The following is a 24,273-nucleotide window of genomic DNA, read 5'->3' as shown; positions in this document are numbered from 1 at the left end:
CTGCGTAAGGGCGGGTTATTAGCTGATCCGTTTTGATTGAGCCTCATACGGGAATGCGAAACCCGCCCCTACATGCGTCTACGATTCAAATGTGGACAGGGCGGAACAGGCACCGCATTTGGCACAGCCCGCTTTGATATCTTGCGATCGCAGATTGGCCTGTTTCAGCATCGCGCCCACCTTTTGATAAAGCGTGAACATGAAATCGGTATCGGGGGCGGGATAGTTGGCCAGCGGCGTATCGGTAATCGGCACAAACGGCACCACAAAGGGATAGACACCGATATTGATTAAGCGATCGCAAGCTTCCAATAGCGTTTCCAGCGAATCACCCAAACCCGCCAGCAGGTAAGTACTGACCTGGCCCCAACCGAAGACTTGCACTGCTGCCTCAAATGATTGGAAGTAGTAGCCCACAGGGACTTCAGCTTTTCCGGGCATGATTTTGGCTCGCACAACCGGATCAACGGCTTCCAAATGCATACCCAGGCTGTCGATGCCCGCGTCCTTCATCCGCTGAAACCAGACAAAATCATCGGGCGGTTCGCACTGGGCTTGAATCGGTAAATTCACCCGCGCCTTGATTGCCTGGGCGCATTCTGCCAGGTAAGCCGTACCGCGATCGCGGCTGTTGGGCGTACCCGTCGTCATCACCATATGCTTCACGCCATCGAGTTGCACAGCGGCCTCAGCGACCTCAGCTAACTGCGCCGGGGTCTTTCGCGCAATCGTGCGATCAGCGTCTAAAGACTTTTCAATCGCGCAAAACTGACAAACCGTAGACGAGTCGCGATAGCGCATGCAGGTTTGCTGTACCGTTGTCGCCAGCACGTCGTGACTGTGCAGTAGCGCGATTTTCCAGTAGGGAATCCCATCAGCGGTGGTAAGGCTATAGAACTGCGGCTGACGGGGAAAACTGATGGGCGCGATCTCAGATCCGGCTTCCTCTAGGATCAGAGACTGCGACGTTTGCATGTCTGACAGTTGAGTTTGAGACTGTGCAGAGGGCTGAATCTGAGCGGTGTAAGGCGATTGATTCGCACTACCCGTATAGATCGGCACCATTACCGTCGTGCCCTCAATTGTGACCGCTTTGTGGTCAGACGGGCCAGCGCCTCCCTTGCGACCCGCCACACCCATCTGCGGATCAACCAGCTTCAACCCCTTGGATTGCAGTTCAGTAATGAGGCGTTGTTTGTTCATGTCTGTCCTTGACCTATTTGGCATCACTCGCAAAGGCTGAATGATGGCTGTTGTGACCATTCGTTTCGGTCGTCATCAATGCTGATTCAGTTTCTGTCGGTACATCCAGATCAGGCTGAGCTGTCTTGGGCTGCACCACTGACCATGCTTGAGCATTCATTTGAAGCTGGAGCAAATCGGGGCGGGAATAGTGGCCGACGCTGTCCATCATCCGCTTGCGCTTGGTGATGAGGGAGAAATCCAGATCTGCGATCGCAAGTCCTTCGCCCTCAGTAATCGGTTCACAGAGCGGCACTCCTTCCGGACTGATAATGGCGGTATAGCAGCCACCGCTGAGCGCTTTGTGCATCTTTTCATCGGCAATAATTTGCTGCTTCTGCTCCGGCGTCAGCCAACCCGTTGAGTTGATCACGAAACAGCCGGACTCCAGCGCATGGTGGCGTACCGTCACCTCCATCTGGTCAGTGAAGATATTGCCCACCATCGAACCCGGAAATTGAGCACAGTGAATCTGCTCATGCTGCGCCATCAGCGCAAACCGCGCCAGAGGGTTGTAATGCTCCCAGCAGGCCAGCGCCCCGATTCGACCCACTGCCGTATCGATGACTTTCAGGCCAGCACCATCACCCTGCCCCCACACCATCCGCTCGTGAAAGGTGGGCGTAATCTTGCGCCGCTTCAGCAGCAGCGTGCCGTCGGCATCGAAAATGAGCTGCGTGTTGTACAGCGAACCATTGTCCCGCTCGTTCACCCCCAGCACCACCACCATGCCATGCGATCGCGCCGCTCGGCTCACCGCATCCACAACTGGGCCAGGAACCACCACCGCTTCCTCGTAGAGCTTCATGTGCTCTTTGCCCATCAAAACGGGAGGCCGCACAAAGGAGAAGTAGGGGTAATAGGGAACGAACGTTTCAGGGAACACAATCAACTGCACCCCTTCCTTGGCAGCCTGCGCGATCGCAGCTAAAACTTTTTCGGTTGTGCCATCTTTGCTATGTAAAACCGGACTCAACTGAACAGCAGCGGCGCGAACCATGATGTCTCCTAGCGAACTAGCTTTATAACTCAACAAACTGCGTGATGAATTACAACAGAATCAGGATCAACTAACAAGATGATTAGCTGCGATCGCATTCGTTTTACGACGACAAGAACATGCAAGTTATTCAGGACTTAGAATCATAAATTAAATAAGTTCACATTTTGTAGGGGCGGGTTTTGCTGTTAAATCTATGATAAGTAGTAGATTGATCTACTAAACCCGCCCCTACAGTTTGCGGTCTTATTAAATCCATGCTCCTTAAGTTTTTACATGTAGGAAAAATCAACTAATATCGCAAGCTCTTATCCAGCAGAATCAACAATTACATTGTCCAAGTATCAAGAACGAACGCGCCTTCTTTGCGATGAAGCAGAATAATATCCAGCACATCTAAAGGGTTGATTGGCGTAATTCCGGGAATCAGAGACGGTTCACCATGACCGTAAAGCGCTTGTAGTGCAAAGCGACAAGCATAAACCTTTCCGCCCTCTTCCATGAATTTGACAATTTGATTGTTCATGGCCAGATGTCCTGGAAATGCTTCGTCTCCCAGCTTTGGAAAACCGCGCTGCACCCCTAACGTCACACCAGGCCCGTATAGCAATACAGATGTCTCGAAACCTTTCCGAAGTAGACGAGTAGCCTGTAGTAAATTAACTAGACCAATTGAACCTTCAAATGCAACCGTATGAAAAGCAACTAATGCTTTTTCACCCGGATCTGCTTTTACATCAGGAAAAACTTTTTCCTCATAATCAACCAGAAAATCACCTGTTTGGTAAGCAGGGGTTGTAACTTCAGGCATAAAATATCTCCGCAATAAAACAAACGTAAGGCATGGAATGTTTGTTTCTTTACTGCACCTTAAAAGGCTGAGTTATTCTGTCTCGTATCTACAGTTACAAAACCTGTATCTCTATCATTAAAGATAGGCAATCCAGGAGTGAATTCAATCGATTTAATCCTAGTCAAACGACCCACTATCTTTTTAGACAGGTTATTATTGAGATCGCAGCCTACTCATAAAATATTCTCTTATGGAACAGTATTTGCAGGTTAGTGAAGTCATCGATTGGCAACATCCAGATATTCTGGTCTGTGCCAAACAAATTACAGCGGAGTGTGAGACGCCAACTGCGATCGCACAAGCCTGTTTCGAGTGGGTGCGAGACGAAATTCATCACAGCGTTGACTATCAGATAAATCCGGTAACCTGCCGCGCTTCTGATGTCTTGCGATATAAAACTGGCTACTGCTATGCCAAAAGTCATTTGCTGGCAGCCCTGCTGCGGGCCAACCAGATTCCAGCCGGATTTTGCTACCAGCGACTGAGCATTAACGACAACGGTGCGCCGTACAGCCTGCACGGATTCAACGCCATCTATTTGCCTGAAATAGGCTGGTATCGAGTGGATGCGAGAGGCAACAAAGACGGCGTGAACGCCCAGTTTTCTCCTCCGCAGGAAAATTTGGCGTTTCAAATTCAGTTTCCTGAAGAGGCCGATTTTCCATCCATTCTGGCGGAACCCCTGCCAATTGTTGTCGAAGCACTGCGATCGCAAACAACCTGGGACGACATGCTGCACCATCTTCCAGATATCCCAGTGGAAGCCGCAAACGATTATGATCTTCTACCAAATCTGGTTGACAATCCCTGATTGTGATTAACGCCAAGCTTGCATAGCAAGCTTGGCGTTATCATCGTGAATTCTTACGCTTTGATGGATGGGCATTTAGCCTTCATTAATCGCGGCACTTTTCATGGAGGCAGGCAGGCTCTGTTTTGTACTGCTCGTTAAACCATTTTGCATTTCTTCCGGCAAAATCCCGTGAATCTGCTTCATCAGGCTAGCCATCTCTAGGGCACTCATGGCATAGCTCCAGCCCAGATTGCTCTTGATACCCGCTCGTTCGAGTGCCTGTTGCATCGTATCGGTTGTCAACACACCAAACACAATCGGTACGCCTGTCTGGAACCCAGCAGCAGCAACGCCCTTAGAAACTTCTGCGGCCACGTAGTCAAAATGGGGCGTATGGCCACGAATCACGGCACCGAGGCAAATAATGGCATTGTATCGACCCGAAAGCGCCAACTGTCGCGCCACGAGCGGCACCTCAAAACTACCCGGCACCCAGGCATAATCAACCTGTTCCCCTTGTGGATCAACGTCTACGCCATGTCGCTTGAGGCAGTCTTGACACCCTTCGAGAAGCTTGCCCGTCACTAAGTCATTAAATCGACCAATGACAATCGCGAAGCGCAGCGACTTGGTATCGGCAAAACTTCCTTCAAATACAGCCATAATTTTCCCTTAGCTCTCACCCACACGAGGGGTTACTCATCTCGTTCAATATAGCGCTAATGGGAGCGCTTATTGCGCTACTCTGACTGTGTTTGTCTTGTGCAAACGATATAACAGTGTTGGAGCGATAACGAACCTTTCCTGAACCGAACCTGTTGAGTAAAAGCCACATGATGGAAAAAAGAGGATTCAACTCTACACTTAGTCCTGTACTCAAGACACTTAAACAGTATCTGCAAGAGCAATATTGCGATCGCCTTTATCGGGTCATTTTATTTGGCTCTCATGCTCGTGAACAAGCGACAGCAGGTTCAGATGTCGATGTTTTGATTGTGCTAGATGATCCGGTAGATGCCAGTGCGGAAATTAGTCGCACCAGCGCATTTGTTGCTCAGCTTTGTCTTGAACATAATTTGCTAATCTCTCGCCTATTTTTATCCGCATCACGTTACGAATCCGAAAATTCCCCTCTGCTCCGTAACATCCGTCAAGAAGGCATTGCTCTATGACTCCAGAGCAACAGTTCTTGATCACCAAAGCTGAACGTAGTTTAGAAGCTGCAAACCAGCTCATGCAGCAAGGATTCCATGACTTCGCTGTTTCCCGTGCCTACTACGCAATGTTTTATGTTGCCGAAGCTCTCCTTGATCAAGAAGGTTTGTCGTTCTCTAGTAGTCTGTCAAAGTAAAGATGAGGGGTAGAAGAATTTTGAAAATATTGCGGAGCAATATTTTCAAAATTCTTCTACCCCTCAAAACACACTTGACAAAGCACTAGCTATGCGGCTGTTATTAGCGCCTTTGGGCAAACTCTTGCTCATCCTGGCAAAGTACCTGTTGAATTCCACCGTTATCTAATTGATGCTCAAGCTCAACGCACCCGTGCTGATTATGATCTTCAGCCAAACTTGAAACAACAAGATGCCGAAATGCTTATTGCTCAAGCCCAGGCCTTTATTGAACTCGGTCACCAATATCTGTCAGTGTCATAACTGGCTGGTCTACTGATTCCTGAACGTTGTCTGGAATTGGGTCTAATCATGGTGTAGTGCCCTAAGTTCTGTCAAAACGTTGTGTGTGAGGAACTTAGACGCATGAATTTGACTTCTCGATGGTTCGGCTGTGCGATCGCAAGCACTATTGCAAGCACTATGGCAAGCAGTATCGTAGTGCTTTTAGTCCAACCGACTTGGGCGACACCTGTGGTTGAGTCTGCTATGCCGCACTTGGCTCAGGCAGAGCTTGATCCATCAGCCGATGAGGTACAGGCTGAATTTACTCAGCATTTTCAAGACTTGGGTGTCGAAGGCTCGATCCTGATCTATGACCTCAATCGCGATCGCACCTATCAGCATAATCCCAGCCGCAACAGGACAGCATTTTTACCCGCATCAACGTTCAAGATTCTGAATTCCCTGATTGCGCTGGAAACGGGCGTGATTCAGGATGACCTCGCGATTTTGACCTGGGATGGAGTGGAGCGCATGGTTCCGGCTTGGAATCGAGATTTCAATATGCGTCTTGCATTCAAGCAGTCAGCCGTCTGGTTTTATCAGGTGATTGCCCGGCGGGTGGGGCATGAGCGGATGCAGCAGTGGGTGGCGGCGGCGGATTATGGTAATCAAACCATCGGTGAGGCGGCAGATATTGATACTTTTTGGCTGAATGGCGATCTGCGAATTACACCGGAGGAACAGATTCAGTTTTTGCGTCGCCTGTACAGCAACGAGCTACCGTTTTCAGCGGAGGTCATGGCCACCGTCAAAGACATCATGATTGTGGAGCAAACGCCCGCTTATACAATTCGGGCCAAGACGGGCTGGTTTGGCTTTGGTGAACCGGATCAGGAGCAAATTGGCTGGTACGTTGGCTATGTGGAGCAGGCTGGCAATGTCTACTTTTTTGCCACCAATATTGATATTCGGGACGACGATGACGCTCAGGCTAGGTTAGAGCTAACGCGTCGCTGCTTTGAAACGCTTCAGTTGCTGTAAGCCCGAGCTCATTAGAAATTGCGGCTGGTGGGCGATGCCCACCCTACCGCTTTAACTGCTGTAGTGCTAGTCCATTTGGATTGGGCTGTTTCTCTCCTCAGGGAGTGGAAGACCTGTGCCTCCATCCGGCACAGTGAAGCCGTACCTTGAGCATTTTTGATTTCATGCGATCGCAAAGACAACTGACGGTTCCTTGCAGAGTAAAACGCTGGTTGCGTCTATTTGGCGCATTTTTAGCGTGCCTAATCATTACCCTGTACGGATCATTCGCAGTTGCGCAATCTCCAGATGCATCCGAAAATCCATCGGAAAATCCATCGGCTAGCCCAGCGGTAACAACCGACCAACCCCTGATCGTTGGCCTTAGTCCTGTGCCTCCCCTGGTGATACAGTCCGGCAGTGCAGACGGTGAGAGCGATTGGGACGGGATTGGTGTGCATCTGTGGCGGGAGGTGGCGTATGAGCTGAATCTGGATTATGAGTGGCAGGAAGTTCAGCCTGATTCTGCGATCGCACAGCTTGAATCCGGCAATCTGGATGTGGCGCTTGCAACCGCTACGGCTTCCCGCGAGCAGCAGGTAGACTTTACCCAGAGCTATTTTGCTGCCACTTTGGGCATCGCGACACAGCGACGACAGCGGTTCTGGAACGTGGTTAAATCTGTACTGTCGCCTCAGTTTTTGCGGATCTGTCTCTGGTTGTCTTTAATTCTGATGATTGTTGGCCTACTTTGCTGGTTCGTTGAACGTGGTGCGAATGAAGATATGTTCCATAAGTCGCCGCGAAAAGGTATTTGGGACGGCTTTTGGTGGGCTGGCGTGACGATGACCACGATTGGCTACGGCGACAAAGCGCCAAAGACAGTCGGAGGTCGCATCCTGGCACTGGTATGGATGCTGGTGGCGATGGGGATTACGGCCAGCCTGACGGCTTCGATTACGTCAGTTTTAGTCCTCGATCAGGGTGTTCAGCCGCTCCGGGTACAGCAACTGCAAACTATGGAAGTTGGCAGCATGGCCAATACGAATGCGGCTAGCTATCTTGAACAGGAGCAAATTCAGTTTCAGACATTTTCCACTCCGGAAGCGGGACTGACCGCAGTCAATGAAGACCGGATTGATGCCTTTGTTTACAGCACGGCTCCCCTCCAAACTCTGAATCAAGACGATTTTCAACAGCGGCTTCGAATTGATGACACAGGTATTCAAGTCAGCCAGTATACCTTTGCTTTACCGGATAATTCGCCGTTGCGGGAACCTCTAAATCAGCAGATTTTACAAGAGCTGAGCGAACCCGATTGGCAGACCATGCTGCAGCGCTATTTACCCAGCTCCAGCTAACTCAAGTTAAAGTTGCGATCGCACTTCTCTCTCTTTAACAAGCAGCTCAGAGTTCCCTAACCGCCAGTTTTCCTCTAAGGTGGGTAATAAATCTATTGCACAAGCTATAGCATCCGCGATGTGCAAAATTCGTCTACTTGGTGAGGTGTGGCATGAGCTTTGTGATTGCAGCAGATATGGGTCTGCCCTTTTCGTTTACAGCCGTTTACGTGGTTGGATTTGTGGCAGCGGTCGTCCTGGGTTCGATTGCGTGGTACAACTCGAAGCGCCCTGTGGGTTGGGAAGATAAGGAACGTCCTGACATTGTGCCCAAAGTTAAAGAAGACGCCGACGAGTAGTGCCCGTGATAGTTTCGGATTCGCGAGTAATCGGATTCGCAAAAACCATAGCTATGGCTTTCGCGAATCCCGCTGGAGATCCACAGCTAGATGTTGAATCAGGCTGGTCTTAGATTGAAAACATTAAGAATCGGTTTGCCGAACACTTATTTTTGCGATCGCAGGCTAGCATTGATCTAGTGATAAAACGCGGCATTACTGAATGGTCGGTTATCTACCCTCTAGACTGATGATGCGTGGGTTTTATCCACCTTATAATAAGGTTAAGAAGACAAAAAATATCAGGAACGATAGTTCGAGCTACAAAGCGAGGCTACAAAACGAGGGGCTGTAACGGTTTCGACGTTTTGGTGAAAGTCACGTTGTGATGCAGGTCGAGAGTGAGTCAACTCTCGTAAATCAAGGCTCAAAACAAACGTAAATGCGAACAACATCGTTCCTTTTGCTCGCCGCGAAGCTCTAGCTATCGCGTAAAAAAACTCTTTTGCGAGCGCCTATAGCTTGACTCCGTTAAGGGCTATGGGTTTAACCCCAACGGATGCTCTAGCTTGATGCCTCTGGTCATCAAGCTGGTTAAGACTTTACTAGAGAATCCCACCGTCAGGGATAAGTGACGGTTCCCGCCTTGAGGATTAGATAGGCTAAACCTGTGAACGAATGATGTGTTACTACCCAGAGCGGACACGGGTTCGACTCCCGTCAGCTCCATATTTTCAGAGAGAAGGGGATGTGCAGATGCACATCCCCTTCTTGCGTTGACACAAGATTCTAAATTCAGTTGGGAAAGTTGTTAGGCGAGATCTACCTTCTGACTTAACGTTCTTAAAACCCTCGGATGGTAGACTTTTCGGGAGCAGATAGTTCTTAAATAGTGATGCCCTATACGATTCACCCCCTCCTGCAAGAACCACCCTTATCCCTGCGACATGACAAATTCCTGCAACTTTTAACTGAGCATGACAATCTGTTGATCATTCAGGATTTAGATGGCGTCTGTATGGGATTGGTGAAAGATCCCCTGACTCGCGTCGTAGCCGTAGACTATGTGCAGGCAACGCGAGCGTTTGACGGCCACTTTTTTGTGTTGACCAATGGAGAACATATTGGGCAACGGGGCGTAAATGGCATTATTGAACGCGCCGTGGGGGATGCCAAAACCGTTCAGCAAGAGGGCTGGTATCTGCCGGGACTAGCCGCAGGTGGCGTGCAATGGCAGGATCGCTTTGGTAATTTGGACTATCCCGGTGTCAGCCAGGCCGAGCTAGATTTTCTGTCTGCTGTGCCCGATCGGATTCGCGATCGCATTCATCAATTTTTCACCACCCATGCCTGTCCCCTGTCTGACAGCACCTTACAAGCCTGCATCGACGCTTCTGCTCTAGACAATCAGGCTTCTCCGACCGCCAATCTCAACACGTTCTACGACCAGCTACGGGATACGCCGAACTTGTACACTAAGCTGCAATACGACATGCAGCAGCTCATGGATCAACTGCTACAGGAAGCTGAAGCAAAGGGATTATCTGAATCCTTTTTTGTCCACTATGCGCCGAATTTGGGCCGTGATGCAGACGGGTTGGAAATTCTCTGGCCCAGCAATGGCGACGATTCTGGCACGACGGATTTTCAGTTTATGCTGCGGGGTGCGGTCAAAGAAGCGGGCGTTCCGGCTATTCTAAATCGCTACTACTACCAGCGCACTGGGAAGTATCCCCTGGGCGAAGACTTCAACGCGCGGCAGGCTCCAGCCGATCACGCGGAGCTGATTGAACTGGTGAAATCCAGTTTCGATCCGGCTCACATGCCCGTCATGATTGGCGTAGGCGACACCGTCACCAGCAAAGGCGTTGAGCTCGAAGATGGCAGCTTAGAATTTCGGCGCGGCGGCAGCGATCGCAACTTCCTCCAGCTCATTCAAGACATCGGCCTCGCCCTTGATATCGGCAATATTGTCACCTACGTAGATAGCAGCGGCGGCGAAGTCAAAAACCGCAAGAGGTTGCCAATTGACCACAGCTCTGAACCACCTAAAGTCCTGGAAGGCCCCGGCGACGCCCGCGACGTAGACGATCCGCTCAGCCTCAGCATCGTCTTCCCCGGCGGCTATCAAGAGTACACGGGGCTGTTCCAAAAAGCGGCTGCTCAGCGCACATAAAGGGGTATTGACGCTTTGAAAACCCGTGATTTATTTTTGGGCAACGCTTGCGGAGCAAGCATTGCCCAAAAATAAATTGGGTTCTTATAATATGCGGACTTGATATTGAATCAAAGCTCTGGTTTGCGAAATTCAAACTCACCGCACCAGCCAATGTCTGGCACCCGTTCCGGTAACGGTGGTGCCGTGGTGAGGGTTGAGAGCCGAATGATGTAGCTTGTACCCGTTGTCCCAGGCCGATTTAACTGATACCACTGCTTGAGTGGCTCATTTTCATAACAGTTCCAGTCTTCGTCATACTCCTCCAACGATTGCTGGACGGTCATGCTGGAAAGATAAGCATAAATCTCAACCAAGTATGCTCCAGGAGAAACGTTGATCACCTGGAAAATCCGGTAGTGCGGCTTGGGTGGCTGACCCGAAATGGCGTAGGCTAGCTCCTCTGCATCACCACCCCCACAAAGAATCACCAGCTTGCCACAGGGAATATTTAATTGGCCAGCCAGTCGCCCGATCCAGTCATTTTCTTCTTGCTCGGTTAGGTCGCCAAGGGCAAAGAGCGTTTCTCCATCAAGGGCGCAGTCACCATCAAAACAGACCGGGATACATATTCCTTGCTGCAAAAATTCGGTAATGGCTGCTTCATTTCCGTAACCCAATGCATCTGCGATCGCAGAGGGTTCTAAGCCACTGCCGCCTAAACTGCTTGAGGTTAGGACATAGTAATGCCCATCACAGAAGAAGTCTGGCGCAATCGGAATAGACTGACGCGGTTCTACAGTTTGCGACATAGATAGCTCTTTTTAATTGGTGTTATTGGTGCATAAAAATTCCGATCCTGTGACAAGTGCCATCCACGAATTGAGCGCTGCAATCGTTAATGGACATTGATAAGTACCTTAAATTTACGCCCTTGTCCCTTCTCTCCTTATTTCCTTGCTCTACCAGCGATAGCTGCCTTAGCAGGAAGTAACATAGTCCTTTTGACATGAGTTGCAATCAGGCAGATTCCAGCCATTGATGGATGGGATCAACCGGATTGTTAAATTAAGTTAAGCATAGATGGTAAGCAGATATTTGCTGGTTCACAGGCAAAGCTAAAGCCTTATCCCCCAAGTCAACTTGCTTACTATTGCAGCACTTAAAAGGAGTCTTTATGACAACCTATACTAAATCAATCAATAATCCTGACGCTGCCATTCAGGTATTCAAGCAGCTTGGTGTCGATGATCAGCTTGCGTTCTTGTGGTATGTCTATGAAGAGATGGGCGACCGGATCACCCCTGCCGCACCTGGCTCCGCCTCTCCTGAAATCGCAGGTGGTTTGCTTGAGCAAGTGAAGCAGCAGTCTCACCCTGAGCAGCTTGAAACCATGCGCCAGATCGCCCGGAAAGATCAGAGCAGTCAGATCAGCCGCGAGTATGGCTCTTTAGGCCCTGATACAAAATTGGCCTTCTGGTATTTCTTGGCTCAGGGTATGGATGAAGGCACAATCATCCCCATGCCGGACGACTATGAATTCTCTGAGCAAGGTCAAGAACTGCTCGCCGCTCTTGAAACGATGGACTTTGAATTGCAAATCACCATCCTACGGAATGCTGTTCTACCAATGGGCGCTGAACCCAAGTCTGGTGCTGCGGTATAGGTCACACCTTAAATAATTAATCACAAAAGGCACGCAGCGCGTGCCTTTTGCGATTTGGAGAGTTTGACAACCAAATCTCGCGCAGCAAAAAACCGAATGATAGACTGTGAAGGCAATGCATGAAAACCCTGTAGGGGCGGGTTTGGTCGTCAAATTGCGACTTGGAAATCAACATTGAGCAGCGAAACCCGCCCCTAAAATCGGATCTACATCAATTGCATTGCATTGCATTGTTTTGTATTGATTTGAAGTTGTCTCGTCGTTCACCTCAAGGAGAGCCGCTGCTTTGTTTACTGGCCTGATTCAAACATTGGGTTCCATCTATCGAATCCGCGATGATCAGCTCAAAATTCTCTGCACGGGTGCTAATCGCGATCGCATTTTAGTGGGTATGGAACTGGGTGACAGCATTGCGGTCGATGGCGTCTGCTTGACCGTGGCCGAAATTTTACCCCAGGGGTTTGTGGCCGCTGCTTCTCCGGAAACGCTGCGGCGCTCCACACTGGGCGATCTGCAACCGGGTAGCCTGGTCAATGTCGAAACATCACTGCGCGTCGGCAGCAAAATCGGCGGCCATTTTGTCACTGGACACGTAGACGGACGCGGCTATCTCGATGCAGCCGTACAGACTGCCAATGCTTGGGAAATTAGCTTCAAAGTCGCTGATGCCAAGATGGCTCGCTATATCGTTTCTAAAGGCAGCGTGGCGGTAAACGGTATTAGCCTGACGGTGGCAGACTGTAGCGAAACGGGCGACTGGTTTATAGTTGCGGTTATTCCAGTCACCTACGCAGAAACCAATTTGCAGTATCTCCAGCCCGGTAGCCCCGTGAATTTGGAAGGGGATGTGCTAGGGAAATACGTTGAGAAGTTTTTGCTGCGCCCAGGAATGCAGGGTCAAACAGCTTCTGCCGCCCCCGCTATCAGTCATAACGGTTCCGAAACAAGTGACCTCCCCGGCTGGCTTACCCCCGATTTCTTAGCTGAGCATGGCTATCATTAAGTACAGAATGGCTCATAGTTGGTTGGTGGTTGATGAAGTTTGCGATCGCAGCAGCAAGCGAGATGAATCCCAGATTTTAGCCGACCTATTCAAATAAAGTAAGGGCTAGCAGGTACACCTGCTAGCCCTTACTTTTTCAAGACATCCAACCAAGAAATCTACTAATCAACCTCACCAATACGCTCGGGCGGCCAGAACCGGACGGCAGCGCGACCAATGATGTTTTCGCGAGGGACAAAGCCCCAATAGTGGCTGTCGTAGCTGTTGTTGCGGTTGTCACCCAAGACAAGATAGGAATCTTCGGGGACTTCTTCTGGCCCCCATTCATATTCCGGGGGAGCCGCAATATAGTCTTCCTCGATCACTTCACCGTTAATGAAGACCTTTTCGTTCCGAACTTCAACCACGTCGCCTGGTGTGCCGATTACACGCTTAATGAAGGCATCTTTAAGTTCTGGATTTTCCTGCTTCAGAGTATCTGTTGGACGAAAAACGATGATGTCGCCGCGTTCGGGTGGATTAAAGCGATAGGAAATTTTTTCGATGAACAGACGGTCGTTAATTTGTAAGGTTGGCTCCATTGAACCAGATGGAATATAGCGAGCCTCCGCCACGAAGCTGCGAATCCCAATTGCCATCACAGCCGCAAGGCCAATCGTTTTGACAATCTCCAACCAAGGATTTTCCTCATGCTCCACACGAGGTTTCTTGGTAGATTGAGCAATAGATTTGTCTTCCTCTTGCGGCATAGGCGTTAGATTCTCAGGTAAATCGGAGTGAGGAGTGTCTGGACGACTCATGTCGGCTTAATCCTTACAATCAATAATGACTGCGGTTTACGTTGATTTAAGTACTACAGGCAGTGGTCTGCCTGGAAATAGCGCTGAATTATTTCAGGTTGCTAAACACTTTATCAATTTTAGCTAATCCTGATAGCAGAGTTAGGGAAGATCATAAATTGACCCTGTTAAATCTGTAGTCGTTTTATAGACGATGCTGACGCAGCTTGACAAATGCTGACCAAATGATTGACGCAGAGGGATTAACTTTGTTGCCGAGGGAAATTACTCCATAGGTGCAGTTTCGGGTTCAAGGATAGAGCCGCAAAACGATCTGCACAGGCCTCTTGTGCTTGCTTAAGAGGTGGCATCACCTGTTTTTAGAAACGCGCACATGTAGGAGATCTTGAAGAGAGAGGCGTGGATTGCGATCGCAATCCACGCCTCTCTCTTCGACTACGAATTTCGAATTAGGGCTTAAGCCAAGCGGAATGTGATCCGAAAGACTGGGAAGCGTTCGGGGCCGTTTAACGTTTAAGGGAGTGACTCAACTGCTTTTCACTTGCTCAGATGCAAGATAGCTTTGCATCCCAAACGTCGTGACCACGGATTCAATGATGTGAGCTTCATCCTGACTCAATCGGGTGCGCCAACGAGATAAACGATCTGCCCGAGTTAGATGGGTCTGCTTATTTGCATACTGAGTCGATGACGGTTTGACAAACGCCTTGATGTGGGGATTTTGCACTTGAATGTCAAGCTGATGTAACGTGTCGAGTAACATTGGCAAGCCAGTCTCAATCAAATCTTCATATCTGATCAACGCAAACTGGTTCTGAGGCCCATTGGCGAAACTATCAGCAAGATAGCGTTCCGTCAGACAATAATAAGCAGCGATTCTGCCATAGTCATTTGTTTTCTCTATATCGCTGATTTCATCTTTCCATTGACTAAAGTAATCATAACGACCGTCATCAATCTCTAGGAGATGCGAGGACAAAGAAAAATTGTTAAATGCTCCTTCTCCCCAGTTTGGCTTAGATTTCTTAATCGACGCAATGACAGCCCTAGGATCGCGGTAGACATGGATGACTGGGCAAGAAAAGGTATTTGCGATCGCTCTTAAAATTAGAGCACCGCGCGTATATTTAACAACTACTTGTTGATTGAGACAGCGTTCAAGATTCAGTTTTTGATTGCGTAATACAAATTTCTGCGTAAGCTGTCCTCGTTGTGCCTGATTGATTAGATGAAATAGTTGAGTGTCTGGCTCCAAAGCCTCTGCCGCATAGGGCATTAGACCATTGTGAAATGCATAATCTCGACGTGAAGGAGAGATTTCCGGCAGGCATTTGAAAATATATTTGGCACGTGCTTGAAAAGGCTCAAATATGCTTTTTGCCTGTAACGCTTCTGCTATACACTCCTGCAACCAAGTTGTACCACTTCGCCAAAAACCGTTGATGACCAAGGTATTTTCAGGTTTGACAAACAATCCATTAACTCTATCAATAGTCCCAAAAGTTGGACCATAAAAATTATACTTTTGCATCGATTCCCGTTTTCTCTAATTCACGCTGGCTTAAAATCGTTGCTCAACGTGGCTAAACTAAAATTCCTAAAAATGATCTTGTCGGCTACAGTTGGCTACAAGATATGAGAGTTCTAAAAAATGCGATCGCACACCAATAGGTAGAACTGGTGTAGCAGTACTTAGCATTTATCCACATATTTGACACAAAAGTTGAAAACCCAAAGCAAGCCTTTCGCTCCTGCACTGCAGTGACAAAATGCTCATTGTTAATTGAGTTCAAGATATAAGTTCTTGGGTGAGACTTAAACGTATGCCCTTGTGAAACAAGGTAACCTTTTTAACTTAGTCACACATGAAGAGATAAGAATAAAAAATTTATACCAAGGGGAAATTTAGCCAATCTTTCTTGGCTCTTTTTATGCTGAATAGAGGAAATGATGCAGCACTATTTGGGCTGAGATTTTTATAAAAAGTAATGTTCAAAAGGTTGAATCTGTGCAGAGTTTCCCAGGTCAATTAGTTTGGCGTGGGCTATTCTCTTTAAAAGAAATTTTGTGCAGATTTAGCCCACGCCACAAAGATTATTTCCTTAATCCCACCGTTAAGATGACATTAGTTGCGGCAGTATTTTCGAACGCGATCGAACTCTGGGTCTTGCCAGGAGTAAGCAAAATGGCTTAGCCCTGCAATTTGTGGGGTGGTTTGTCGAATGGCTTGCATTTGTGATTCGAGTGATGGGCGACCGCTAGAATTGCCCCAACTGCCTGCCAGTACCGGTTCAATGAGCGTACTGTCCGATGCTTGATTGAGCACTTCTTGAACTTCGTCGGTAATGCAGCCTGTGTTGCCACAGATCCCGTAGACCATTGGATGCCACTCCATTAAGTGCGGGAACTGGTTCCAGGGTTGAAGACGCGAATCAAACCCTTCTCCGATTCGTCGATTGCCGCCAGGGAAAAAGACCACACCAGTGGCAATATTTTGTTGCTGGGCAGGCAACGCTGCCATCATCAGAAAATCCACTACTCCCTGATAGGCATGAGCGACCGTGAGATACCACAGTTCTCGCTGCAATCCGGCCTGCCGCTCTTCAGGCGTGAGCGGCGGATCAAATACTTCGGGCGTGGTGCGCCCTTGCCACATCGGCTCGCCTTCATTGGGGAACTGCTCATCTACGGCTTGAATATCGCCTGCTGTAATGTAGCCCTGAGCCACAAATCGACGAATCAGTGCTTGGCCTTTGTTGTTGAGCGCACGGTTATAGAGTGCCTGTTGAGATGACGGGCCGTAAATCCATAAATCCTTTACCCGGCTGGCCAAAGAGGCGGAACCGTGCCCCCTGGCATAGCGAATATAGTCGAATAAAATACCGTCTGGTTTGCGCTGTACGACGGCTTGAACCAGGCGATAATAGTCAACCTGGGCCTGATTGCTGTAGGGGTCGATAAATAGTTCGTCCGAGATCGGTTCTCCCGCTGCATTGACCTGATTAGTGACTGACAGCGTGTTGTAACCTGCGCCGTTCAGCGCTAGGGCTTGTTGGCGGGTCGAATTTTGGCCGTAGGAGTAGCCAAAATTCATCGTGAACATCCAGGCATAAACTTTTAATCCTCGTTCATGCCCTTTTGCGATCGCAGCCGCTAGCAGGTCATAATTTTCGGTTCCCGGCGTCCGCACCACCGATGGCCATACGGTGGGATTCTGCGCGGAAGGCAGCAGCACTTGCCCGTTATAGAACGTTTCTACATAGACGTGGCTATAGCCCCGGTTCACAATTCGGTCAAGCAGCGCTTCTAGCACGCCCGGCAGCGTATCGCAGGGATAGAGCCGCACCCACACGGCCTGCCGCTGCGGCCAATGTTGCTGGCGACAGGTCTGCATCATTTGAGCGTGCTGTTTCAAGACGTTGGTATATTGGCTAGCCGCTTGGTTGTTACCGTTGGCGGCCTGCTGGCGGAGCTGTTCTTTCTGGGTAATCGCGCTGGCGGGTAGGTGACAGTAAGCATTAGCAGACTGCGCCTGCGCGGGATGCACGAGAGCCGGATGAAGTAAGCTCGTCAGCCAGGTCATAATTAACGCTACAGCTAATAATCGCCATCGCCGCTTTCGCGAGCTGCTTAACCACCATTTTGACCATTGCTGTAATCGTGACCATTGCTGTAATCGTGCCTGACCGGAACTCCGCCACTTCAACCTGTTCATAAAAATTGGTTTTACCTGCGAAAAATTGACACAAAATCCAGTCTGTAAATCCCGGTGTGCTTCTGCGAAAGGTCGATGCTGTGAACCTTTAGCCAGCAGCTGTTAGGAAGATGCTCAAATCAGGATTCACGAGTGGATTCGGGATGACTAACCCTCAAAGACGTAATTTCCTGGTATGCAGTTGCCGGATCAGTGTATCGAGTTCGCTAAAATTTGCAAGCTTATATTGAAGTTTCGCAATCTAAATATTTTTTGCAAATCCTCAGTTCTCAGCGCTCAGCATCAACCTCATCTGTAGCGCTGGCTTGGATAGCGATAGCTATTTATAGCGGTTCTAGATTAAGAACGAAAGAGCAGAGTGCCTCATCCTGAGGCACTCTGCTCTTTCGTTTTCTCACTCTTAACTGGAATCCTATATAGTGCTCAGGACGTTGTTGTGGCGCGGCATTGCCGCACCACAACAACGTCCTGACTTAGCTGGCTACAGCTATAGAACTGGTAGCAGAAGCCTGATATTCAAAATCTGTCATAAAACTGTAGGTCAGGCATCCTGCCTGAAATGAGACAGTTAAACCTGACCTACGTCGTTATTTGCAATATTTTATTCACTTAGAAAAATTTCTAAGCTTCTGTGGCTAAACCCGCGATCGCAACTCGCAGTTTTTCGAGTGCCTGATCAATTTCTTCGGCACTGACGATTAGCGGCGGCACCAGGCGAACGACCTGCGGCCCAGCGGGGACGAGCAGCAGACCATTATCCATTGCCGCTTTGACGACATCAATTGACTTGAAAGCGATATCGGCTTTGAGTTCTAGACCGTTGATTAAGCCCCAGCCTCGTACCTCTGCAACTAACTGGGGATAAGCCTGTGCGATCGCAGTTAGGCCAGCCCGGAGCTGCTCACCGCGTGCCTGGACGTTGGCGAGAATATTTTCTTTTTCCAGCGTTTGGCAAACGGCTAGCGCGACACCGCAGGCGAAGGGGTTGCCGCCAAAAGTGCTGGCGTGATCGCCGGGTTCAAACACATCGCAAGACGACTTACACAGCATGGCACCGATGGGGATGCCGCCGCCCAGTCCCTTGGCCGAGGTGAAGATATCAGGTTCAATACCCAGGTTCTCATAGCCCCACAGCTTGCCGCTGCGGCCCATGCCCACCTGTACTTCGTCCAGAATCAGCAAAATGCCCTTCTCATCACAGAGTTCCCGCACCCGCTTGAAGTAGGCCATATCGCCAGGACGCACGCCGCCCTCGCCCTGGAGCGGTTCCAGCAGAATTGCCGCCACCTGACGCTGATCCTGATCCAATTCTGCGATCGCGGTTTCCAGCGCAGCCGCATCGTTATACGGCACGTAGTAAAATCCCGGCATCAGCGGATTGAAATTCTTCTGATATTTGGGCTGTCCAGTCGCCGTAATCGTTGCCAGGGTGCGTCCGTGGAAGCTGGCGTTGGCCGTGATGATCATCGGATTTTCAATGCCCAGCTTGGTGTGGGCATACTTCCGCGCTAGCTTAATCGCTCCTTCATTGGCTTCTGCCCCGGAGTTACAGAAAAAGGCCCGATCAGCACAGGAATGAGCGGTCAGCCAAGCGGCCAGCTCACCCTGTTGGGGAATGTAGTACAGATTGGAAACGTGGTGCAGAGTTTGAATCTGCTGATTCACCGCTTCCACCATCACGGGATGGGCATGACCCAATGTGCAGGTGGCGATTCCAGCCACGAAGTCTAAATACTCGTTTCCGTCCGAGTCCCAAACGCGACAGCCTTTTCCTCGTTCCAGCGCAATAGGAAATCGACCATAGGTGGTCATGACATGCGCATTAAAATCCTCAATCTGAAAGTCAGGGCTTGATGAGGTTTGACTAAACGCTTTCAGTGGATTTTGAACCAGACTCTTCAAACTCGCCATAGGGTAGTCTCTATAACTGGGTAACGACAGGATGGACGGATCTTGTATGCAGACAGATTAGCAAATGTAATCTCAATAACGCGGCTAGTCAGAATCGCGATTGGGATAGTGATAATCGGCAGTGATCTTCGTCGTGTGAGCCTAGACCATACGAAATACCATCATTGCCGCTTGAGAACTACCGTGATTTGAAGTCGTAGAAATGAGTCGGAATGACTCTTCCTAGATTCACAATGCTGAGCCCACTAGTATTCAGATTGCTAACCGTTCATGATCTTAAACGAGTTTTTCAATGGTTTCTATGGCTATTTTCAGACAAGCCCTGACATAAATTTGAATGGATGCTTTACAGTCATAGGGGATTGAAAACTTAGTAGTCCTCAAAAGGTAATGATTTTTGGGTGCTCTGAACACCGCTACCGAAAACTTTAATGCGGTAAGGTGTTCGGTTTGAAGCGTGGACTATCTCAAACAAGTTGTGAGACAGACCTTTTCACATTATTTTTAGAAACTTGAGGCAAACGGTTGTTGGGACGACATTTGATAACTATTTGATGATTAATGACTTGAGTCATCTGCGATCGCAGATTTTGAGCTAATTTTGAGCCAATTTTTAGACTCTGAGTATCTCAAATATCCCCAACCCCCTATTTCCTGATGGCTCCTCACTCTAGGTACTGTAATCGGCTTGGCTAGAAGATCTCAGACTGTTGTTGAAGAACGCTATCGTCGCATTCGCCGTGAACTTCTGGGCGGTGTCGTGGCGCTCATGTGCCTCGTCCTGATTGGCACACTCTGGTATCGCTTCGTAGAAGGGTGGTCCTGGCTGGAAGGAACCTACATGTCGGTGATCACCCTGGCCACGGTCGGTTTTTCTGAAGTTCGCCCCTTGGATGACAGTGGACGTGTCTTCACCATCCTGCTGATTTTGATGGGAATCGTGGTGATCACTTACATCGCCAACCGATTTACCGAAGCCCTCATTCAGGGTTCGTTTCAAGCCGGTTTTCGTTTACAGCAACGACAAAGACTTATGGATGCTCTCTCAAATCACTATATTTTATGCGGGTTTGGTCGCACAGGTCGCCAAATCGCGCTTGAGTTCAAGGCTGAGCGGATTTCGTTTGTCGTGATCGATTCCGATGAAGATTCAATTCTGGATGCTCAGCAGCTCAATTATTTCGCCGTCCAGGGCGATGCCACCCAAGATCAGATGTTGCACAAAGTCGGCATTGAGCGAGCCGCCTGTCTAGTCGCCGCCTTGCCCTCCGATGCCGAAAATCTCTATACCGTTCTGTCGGCCAAAACCCTTAACCCCCGTCTCCGCACTATTGCCCGCGCCAGCAGCGAAGAAGCTGTGCTCAAGCTCCAGCGGGGTGGCGCAGATGTCGTCGTCTCGCCCTACATTACAGGCGGCAAACGGATGGCCGCTGCCGCATTGCGGCCTCAAGTGGTCGATTTTGTTGATGGTATCCTGACCGGTTCCGATCGCACTTTTTACATGGAAGAATTTCTCATTTCACCCGACACCTGCCCCTGGGTCGGCCAAAGTCTGAAAGAAGCTCGCCTGCGGGCGCAGTCTGGTGCCTTGATCATTGCCATCCGCCGCGTCAATGGCTCCCTCACTGTTGGCCCGACTGCCGAAACCATCCTCGAAGCAGGCGACCTGATTATCGGCATGGGTACCGCCGAAGAACTCCGACGACTCAATCAGCTTCTCAGCCCAATTAACCCCAATCTGCCCCGTTCTCCAAGGCGAAATTAATGGCAATATGCGCTAAATGCTATTTCTCGCTCGCAAAGCCGTTACAGCCTCACTCTCCTACTCCCATCCCTACTAAAGCCCTCTACAGCCTCAATCCCCCTCATCCCCTAATCCAACTTCAACGCATTCACCGGCACCTCTTCCCAGGAGCTGACGGTGCGAATTCGGGCAATCCACCCTGCCGATCGTTGGGCTTCTGACAGGTTTTCTTGAAAAGATTCATGGCAAGCCTGGGCTTGGTTTGCGTCGCGGCAGGCAATGCAGGAATAGACTAAACCCGATGGATCAAGTTGTTCATTAACCCAAATGACTAAATCAGATTGGCTCATCATAACAATCTCGTCTTTATCGTTATCTATGCAGCGAACGCCTGCTATCTTAGCGCCAATACCCGTTAATATCGCGTAAAAATCCAGTTTTGACGACAAAGGGCACGCTAGCGTGCCCTTTGTCGCTGCTACTAATTGTCGCTGGTGTCGCTGGTGATAATGATGTTACCGAGTTTAGGACGCCGCTAGCTCTGGAGATTGCTGCGCCGAAGCCGATTGAATGGCCTGCTGGATATCGGTGACAATCTGAGTTTGGGTGGCGCGGCTTTCCTGCAATTGTGCGATCGCAGATTGGGTTTCCTCTAGCTTTTGCCGTAGACCGTCCAGCGTATTTTGAATCGGCTGCAGTGCTTCTTCGTAAAGGCGGATTTTGCCCTGTATCTCAGAAATATTAGCCTGCTGCACTTGCAGTTCCCGCTGCTGTTCTTCTAGAGACTGGCGCTGTTGCCCCTGTTCTGTGATCTGCTGATCCACAGCGGTTTGGGCAGCGGCTACGCTCTGTCGCAGACTGTCCAGTTCAGCTTCGAGCTGCTGCCGTTCTGAATCCTGCTGCTGGCGCAGCACGTCTAACTCGCTCAGAACAGGTGTGATATCAATCAGGCTAGCCGCATCAGCCCCTTCGGGCATAGGTAATCCCTGGCGTCGATTGAGAATGGATTGGTGCTGAATCAAGATCTCTTCCCGTTCTTGCAGGTTGCGTCGCTGCCCTACTAGGGTTTCATTCAGCATCTGATAGCGATCGCGCTCTTCGGTCAGCTCATTTTCCAAGCTCAGGCGGTCATAGTCATTGGCAGCCGCAATTTTTTGCTGTAGTTCCTCAATGGCCTGTAGTTCAAACGCTAACTCTTCTTCCTGGTCGTTGACAAAGCGAACAACCTTTTCCAAATCTTTCTCTAGATCCTGGACAACCGCTTGTAATTTATCAACCGGCATGTCTTCTAGAGCTTGAGTATCGACCTTGACGTTGCTGCGGCTTTGCCCTGCCAGTTGAGCTAGCTCTTGCAGACGATCTGCAACGGATATGCCAGTTTTGCAGCGTTCCGTAATCACCGCGAGCTGGGCTTCTTTAAGAGAAAGTGTGGTTTGCTGCGCCACCAAATTGGCCTTTGCTTCTACCAGGGCATCCACGGACTGCTGGAGCGCTTGCCAACCTTCTTGCAGAGACTGCGATCGCTGTTCGACTTCGGCCTGGAGTTGGCTAACGGAAGCTTGCTGCTGCTCCAAATTCTGCCAGTGCTGATTGAGGATCTCCTGTTGCTGACCGATCAAGCTAAATAGCGCTTCAAACTCAGCGGGCAGAACATCAGCGGCGTTCAGTAATCCGGACAGTTGTTCGAGGGAGGCTTGAATACGTTGGGCTTCGGCTGCATCCAACCCTTGGGCTGACTGCATTTCACCTTGGCGATCTTCCAGCTTCTGCATCTCGCCTCGTAGATGGGCCCAAGCGCCTTCTAGCTCCTGATTTTTACGCTCAATTTCTGCTCGGAGCGTTTCCACTTCTTCCCGTGAGGCCGCAATTTCCTGGCGCTGCTGCTCAAACTGTTCGATGTCTTGCTCCATCTCTTCAAGCTGGGCTTGTCGAGATTCCATTTCCATTTCGCGGCGGTTCAGCTCCTGACTTTGATATGTCAGTGATTGCTTCCACTGCTCAATTTCATCTTCTTGCCCCTTAAATCGCTCTTGCAGCTTGGAAAAGTTTTGCAGAATGCCAACCAGTTGGCGACCTGCATCTTGAATCCGCTGCACCTGCCGATTGCCGCCAATGTCTACCATGACCAGCGCGCCGGGATTGTAATTATTGGCATCATCTGAGCTGACAATCTCGTCGCCCGATACCGCACTCCAGTTTTGCTCCGATCGCTGGCAGGCGAGCAGCTTTAACTCTGCTTTCCCTCCACCAAGTAGTCCTGCTTTCTTCTGTACTTCCGCTAGATACAACACGTCGAACGCCCTCTTCCGTGTTTATGCCCGGTTATCAATTGCTGCAATCGGGTTGCAGCCACCCATGTTACTGCGATTCAGCGTGAATGGTAGATACCGTTCATACCGAATTGCCTGTGCTGACAACACTACACTTAACACGCCTATGCAGAACGCCCAGGCAGATTCGCTTGGTGCTTGTTCTGAGTAGTGCCCATCTAGATAGTGCCCATCTAGCCTACGACATCGATAGTCGTTTAGAAGATTGTCAGTCAGGTTATCGCCTGGATCGTTCCGCTTAACGTTTGCGATCGCAACGCAGACGGCTCCCAAATTTAATATTCCACAATTCTGGCTGGCACTCACAATGTTACCCCTAACTCTCTGGAAGTTGCCAATTTTGGGGATCGCAGATCTCTTATCTTGCAACTTACATATAGCCATCATGTAGACGTATATAGCCGTCGCCGTCGTGTTTAAGTGTGATGTAGAGCATTGGGGTTGAGACTGGTTGAGAGATTTACACAATCTAACGTTTAACGTTCAAACGTTCTAAACGTTTTCAAAGTGACCAACGGTCTAAACCAACGTGATTTTCGGCGTCTGCCTGAAGTTACAAGAAGATGAAACTAAAACGAAGGGATTGCACTAGGATGTTAGTGTAGAACATCGAAACTGTCTGAATTCGTCTGCATTCCACCTAATTTTTGGCGCGATCGCATATACGTTTCCAATTTGTTGGCCAAATTGGCTCAAAGTTGTTGGCTAAAGTTCGCCCCTCCAGATTGCTCTTTCGTACGCGTTTTAC

General features: G+C 49.5%; 22 protein-coding genes and 1 other RNA gene. 11 read left to right on the top strand and 12 right to left on the bottom strand.

Translation table 11 applies throughout. The features are described from left to right. Window positions 1-78 precede the first annotated feature (78 nt). From AC286M_RS31605 to AC286M_RS31595, 3 genes are all read right to left on the bottom strand, one after another. Window positions 79-1,203 (bottom strand): MSMEG_0568 family radical SAM protein, encoded by a 1,125-nt coding sequence (locus AC286M_RS31605; protein ID WP_488208180.1) that lies wholly within the window; start codon window positions 1,201-1,203, stop codon window positions 79-81. A gap of 13 nt (window positions 1,204-1,216) precedes the next feature. After that, window positions 1,217-2,242, bottom strand: coding sequence for a Nit6803 family nitrilase (locus AC286M_RS31600; RefSeq protein WP_488208179.1), 1,026 nt, complete (start codon window positions 2,240-2,242; stop codon window positions 1,217-1,219). 328 nt (window positions 2,243-2,570) lie between these two features. Beyond that, window positions 2,571-3,053 carry an MSMEG_0572/Sll0783 family nitrogen starvation response protein gene (locus AC286M_RS31595; protein ID WP_488208178.1) on the bottom strand — a complete coding sequence of 161 codons (483 nt, stop codon included), beginning with the start codon at window positions 3,051-3,053 and terminating at the stop codon, window positions 2,571-2,573. Window positions 3,054-3,285: 232 nt separating this feature from the next. Here AC286M_RS31595 and AC286M_RS31590 point away from each other — a divergent pair, with 232 nt between their 5' ends. Continuing rightward, window positions 3,286-3,906 (top strand): transglutaminase-like domain-containing protein, encoded by a 621-nt coding sequence (locus tag AC286M_RS31590; RefSeq protein WP_488208177.1) that lies wholly within the window; start codon window positions 3,286-3,288, stop codon window positions 3,904-3,906. A 75-nt stretch (window positions 3,907-3,981) separates the two neighbouring features. On the opposite strand, the gene ribH is transcribed toward AC286M_RS31590, so the two are convergent. Beyond that, the gene (ribH, locus tag AC286M_RS31585) at window positions 3,982-4,551 is read right to left on the bottom strand and encodes a 6,7-dimethyl-8-ribityllumazine synthase (protein ID WP_488208176.1); all 570 of its coding nucleotides are present in this window, start codon (window positions 4,549-4,551) and stop codon (window positions 3,982-3,984) included. A 170-nt stretch (window positions 4,552-4,721) separates the two neighbouring features. Here ribH and AC286M_RS31580 point away from each other — a divergent pair, with 170 nt between their 5' ends. From AC286M_RS31580 to stpA, 7 genes are all read left to right on the top strand, one after another. Next, window positions 4,722-5,060 (top strand): nucleotidyltransferase domain-containing protein, encoded by a 339-nt coding sequence (locus tag AC286M_RS31580; protein WP_488208175.1) that lies wholly within the window; start codon window positions 4,722-4,724, stop codon window positions 5,058-5,060. Beyond that, window positions 5,057-5,239, top strand: a complete 183-nt coding sequence (locus AC286M_RS31575) for a HEPN domain-containing protein (RefSeq protein ID WP_488208174.1) — start codon at window positions 5,057-5,059, stop codon at window positions 5,237-5,239. The genes AC286M_RS31580 and AC286M_RS31575 overlap by 4 nt, the downstream gene beginning before the upstream one ends. A gap of 405 nt (window positions 5,240-5,644) precedes the next feature. Continuing rightward, entirely contained in the window at window positions 5,645-6,544 is a 900-nt protein-coding gene (blaOXA, locus tag AC286M_RS31570; RefSeq protein WP_488208173.1) for a class D beta-lactamase, read from the top strand. Between the two features lie 164 nt (window positions 6,545-6,708). Then, window positions 6,709-7,884, top strand: coding sequence for a transporter substrate-binding domain-containing protein (locus AC286M_RS31565; RefSeq protein ID WP_488208172.1), 1,176 nt, complete (start codon window positions 6,709-6,711; stop codon window positions 7,882-7,884). A gap of 152 nt (window positions 7,885-8,036) precedes the next feature. Then, window positions 8,037-8,222, top strand: a complete 186-nt coding sequence (psb35, locus tag AC286M_RS31560) for a photosystem II assembly protein Psb35 (RefSeq protein ID WP_488208171.1) — start codon at window positions 8,037-8,039, stop codon at window positions 8,220-8,222. Window positions 8,223-8,546: 324 nt separating this feature from the next. Beyond that, window positions 8,547-8,933, top strand: a transfer-messenger RNA (tmRNA) gene (ssrA, locus tag AC286M_RS31555). A 163-nt stretch (window positions 8,934-9,096) separates the two neighbouring features. Beyond that, window positions 9,097-10,377 carry a glucosylglycerol 3-phosphatase gene (gene stpA, locus AC286M_RS31550; protein ID WP_488208170.1) on the top strand — a complete coding sequence of 427 codons (1,281 nt, stop codon included), beginning with the start codon at window positions 9,097-9,099 and terminating at the stop codon, window positions 10,375-10,377. A gap of 110 nt (window positions 10,378-10,487) precedes the next feature. On the opposite strand, the gene AC286M_RS31545 is transcribed toward stpA, so the two are convergent. Next, a complete protein-coding gene (locus AC286M_RS31545; RefSeq protein ID WP_488208169.1) occupies window positions 10,488-11,168 on the bottom strand; it encodes a hypothetical protein in 681 nt (226 codons plus the stop codon). 365 nt (window positions 11,169-11,533) lie between these two features. Between AC286M_RS31545 and AC286M_RS31540 the strand changes: the two genes are divergently transcribed. Together AC286M_RS31540 and ribE are read left to right on the top strand one after the other, a co-directional pair. Further along, window positions 11,534-12,022 (top strand): orange carotenoid protein N-terminal domain-containing protein, encoded by a 489-nt coding sequence (locus tag AC286M_RS31540; RefSeq protein ID WP_488208168.1) that lies wholly within the window; start codon window positions 11,534-11,536, stop codon window positions 12,020-12,022. 286 nt (window positions 12,023-12,308) lie between these two features. Further along, on the top strand, window positions 12,309-13,025 hold the full coding sequence (gene ribE / locus AC286M_RS31535) for a riboflavin synthase (protein WP_488208167.1): 717 nt from the start codon (window positions 12,309-12,311) through the stop codon (window positions 13,023-13,025). Between the two features lie 161 nt (window positions 13,026-13,186). On the opposite strand, the gene lepB is transcribed toward ribE, so the two are convergent. The 5 genes from lepB to AC286M_RS31510 all read right to left on the bottom strand — a co-directional run bounded on the left by lepB (window position 13,187) and on the right by AC286M_RS31510 (window position 19,451). Beyond that, window positions 13,187-13,825 carry a signal peptidase I gene (lepB, locus tag AC286M_RS31530; RefSeq protein ID WP_488208166.1) on the bottom strand — a complete coding sequence of 213 codons (639 nt, stop codon included), beginning with the start codon at window positions 13,823-13,825 and terminating at the stop codon, window positions 13,187-13,189. A gap of 526 nt (window positions 13,826-14,351) precedes the next feature. Next, complete coding sequence (locus AC286M_RS31525) at window positions 14,352-15,356, bottom strand: sulfotransferase domain-containing protein (RefSeq protein ID WP_488208165.1); 1,005 nt, start codon at window positions 15,354-15,356, stop codon at window positions 14,352-14,354. A 594-nt stretch (window positions 15,357-15,950) separates the two neighbouring features. Beyond that, complete coding sequence (locus tag AC286M_RS31520; protein WP_488208164.1) at window positions 15,951-17,408, bottom strand: family 10 glycosylhydrolase; 1,458 nt, start codon at window positions 17,406-17,408, stop codon at window positions 15,951-15,953. Continuing rightward, a complete protein-coding gene (locus tag AC286M_RS31515) occupies window positions 17,344-17,574 on the bottom strand; it encodes a hypothetical protein (RefSeq protein WP_488208163.1) in 231 nt (76 codons plus the stop codon). The genes AC286M_RS31520 and AC286M_RS31515 overlap by 65 nt, the downstream gene beginning before the upstream one ends. Window positions 17,575-18,161: 587 nt before the next feature. After that, entirely contained in the window at window positions 18,162-19,451 is a 1,290-nt protein-coding gene (locus tag AC286M_RS31510) for an aspartate aminotransferase family protein (RefSeq protein WP_488208162.1), read from the bottom strand. 688 nt (window positions 19,452-20,139) lie between these two features. Here AC286M_RS31510 and AC286M_RS31505 point away from each other — a divergent pair. Beyond that, the gene (locus AC286M_RS31505) at window positions 20,140-21,216 is read left to right on the top strand and encodes a potassium channel family protein (RefSeq protein WP_488208161.1); all 1,077 of its coding nucleotides are present in this window, start codon (window positions 20,140-20,142) and stop codon (window positions 21,214-21,216) included. A gap of 107 nt (window positions 21,217-21,323) precedes the next feature. On the opposite strand, the gene AC286M_RS31500 is transcribed toward AC286M_RS31505, so the two are convergent. Both AC286M_RS31500 and hmpF read right to left on the bottom strand, forming a co-directional pair. Then, window positions 21,324-21,548, bottom strand: coding sequence for a glycogen debranching protein (locus tag AC286M_RS31500; RefSeq protein WP_488208160.1), 225 nt, complete (start codon window positions 21,546-21,548; stop codon window positions 21,324-21,326). Window positions 21,549-21,719: 171 nt separating this feature from the next. Beyond that, on the bottom strand, window positions 21,720-23,486 hold the full coding sequence (gene hmpF / locus AC286M_RS31495) for a pilus motility taxis protein HmpF (RefSeq protein ID WP_488208159.1): 1,767 nt from the start codon (window positions 23,484-23,486) through the stop codon (window positions 21,720-21,722). Window positions 23,487-24,273 lie beyond the last annotated feature (787 nt).

This window comes from Thainema salinarum CENA647, assembly GCF_057732415.1.
The sequence above is the reverse complement of the archived record's forward strand: the minus strand, read 5'-3'. Positions and strand labels throughout refer to the sequence as shown.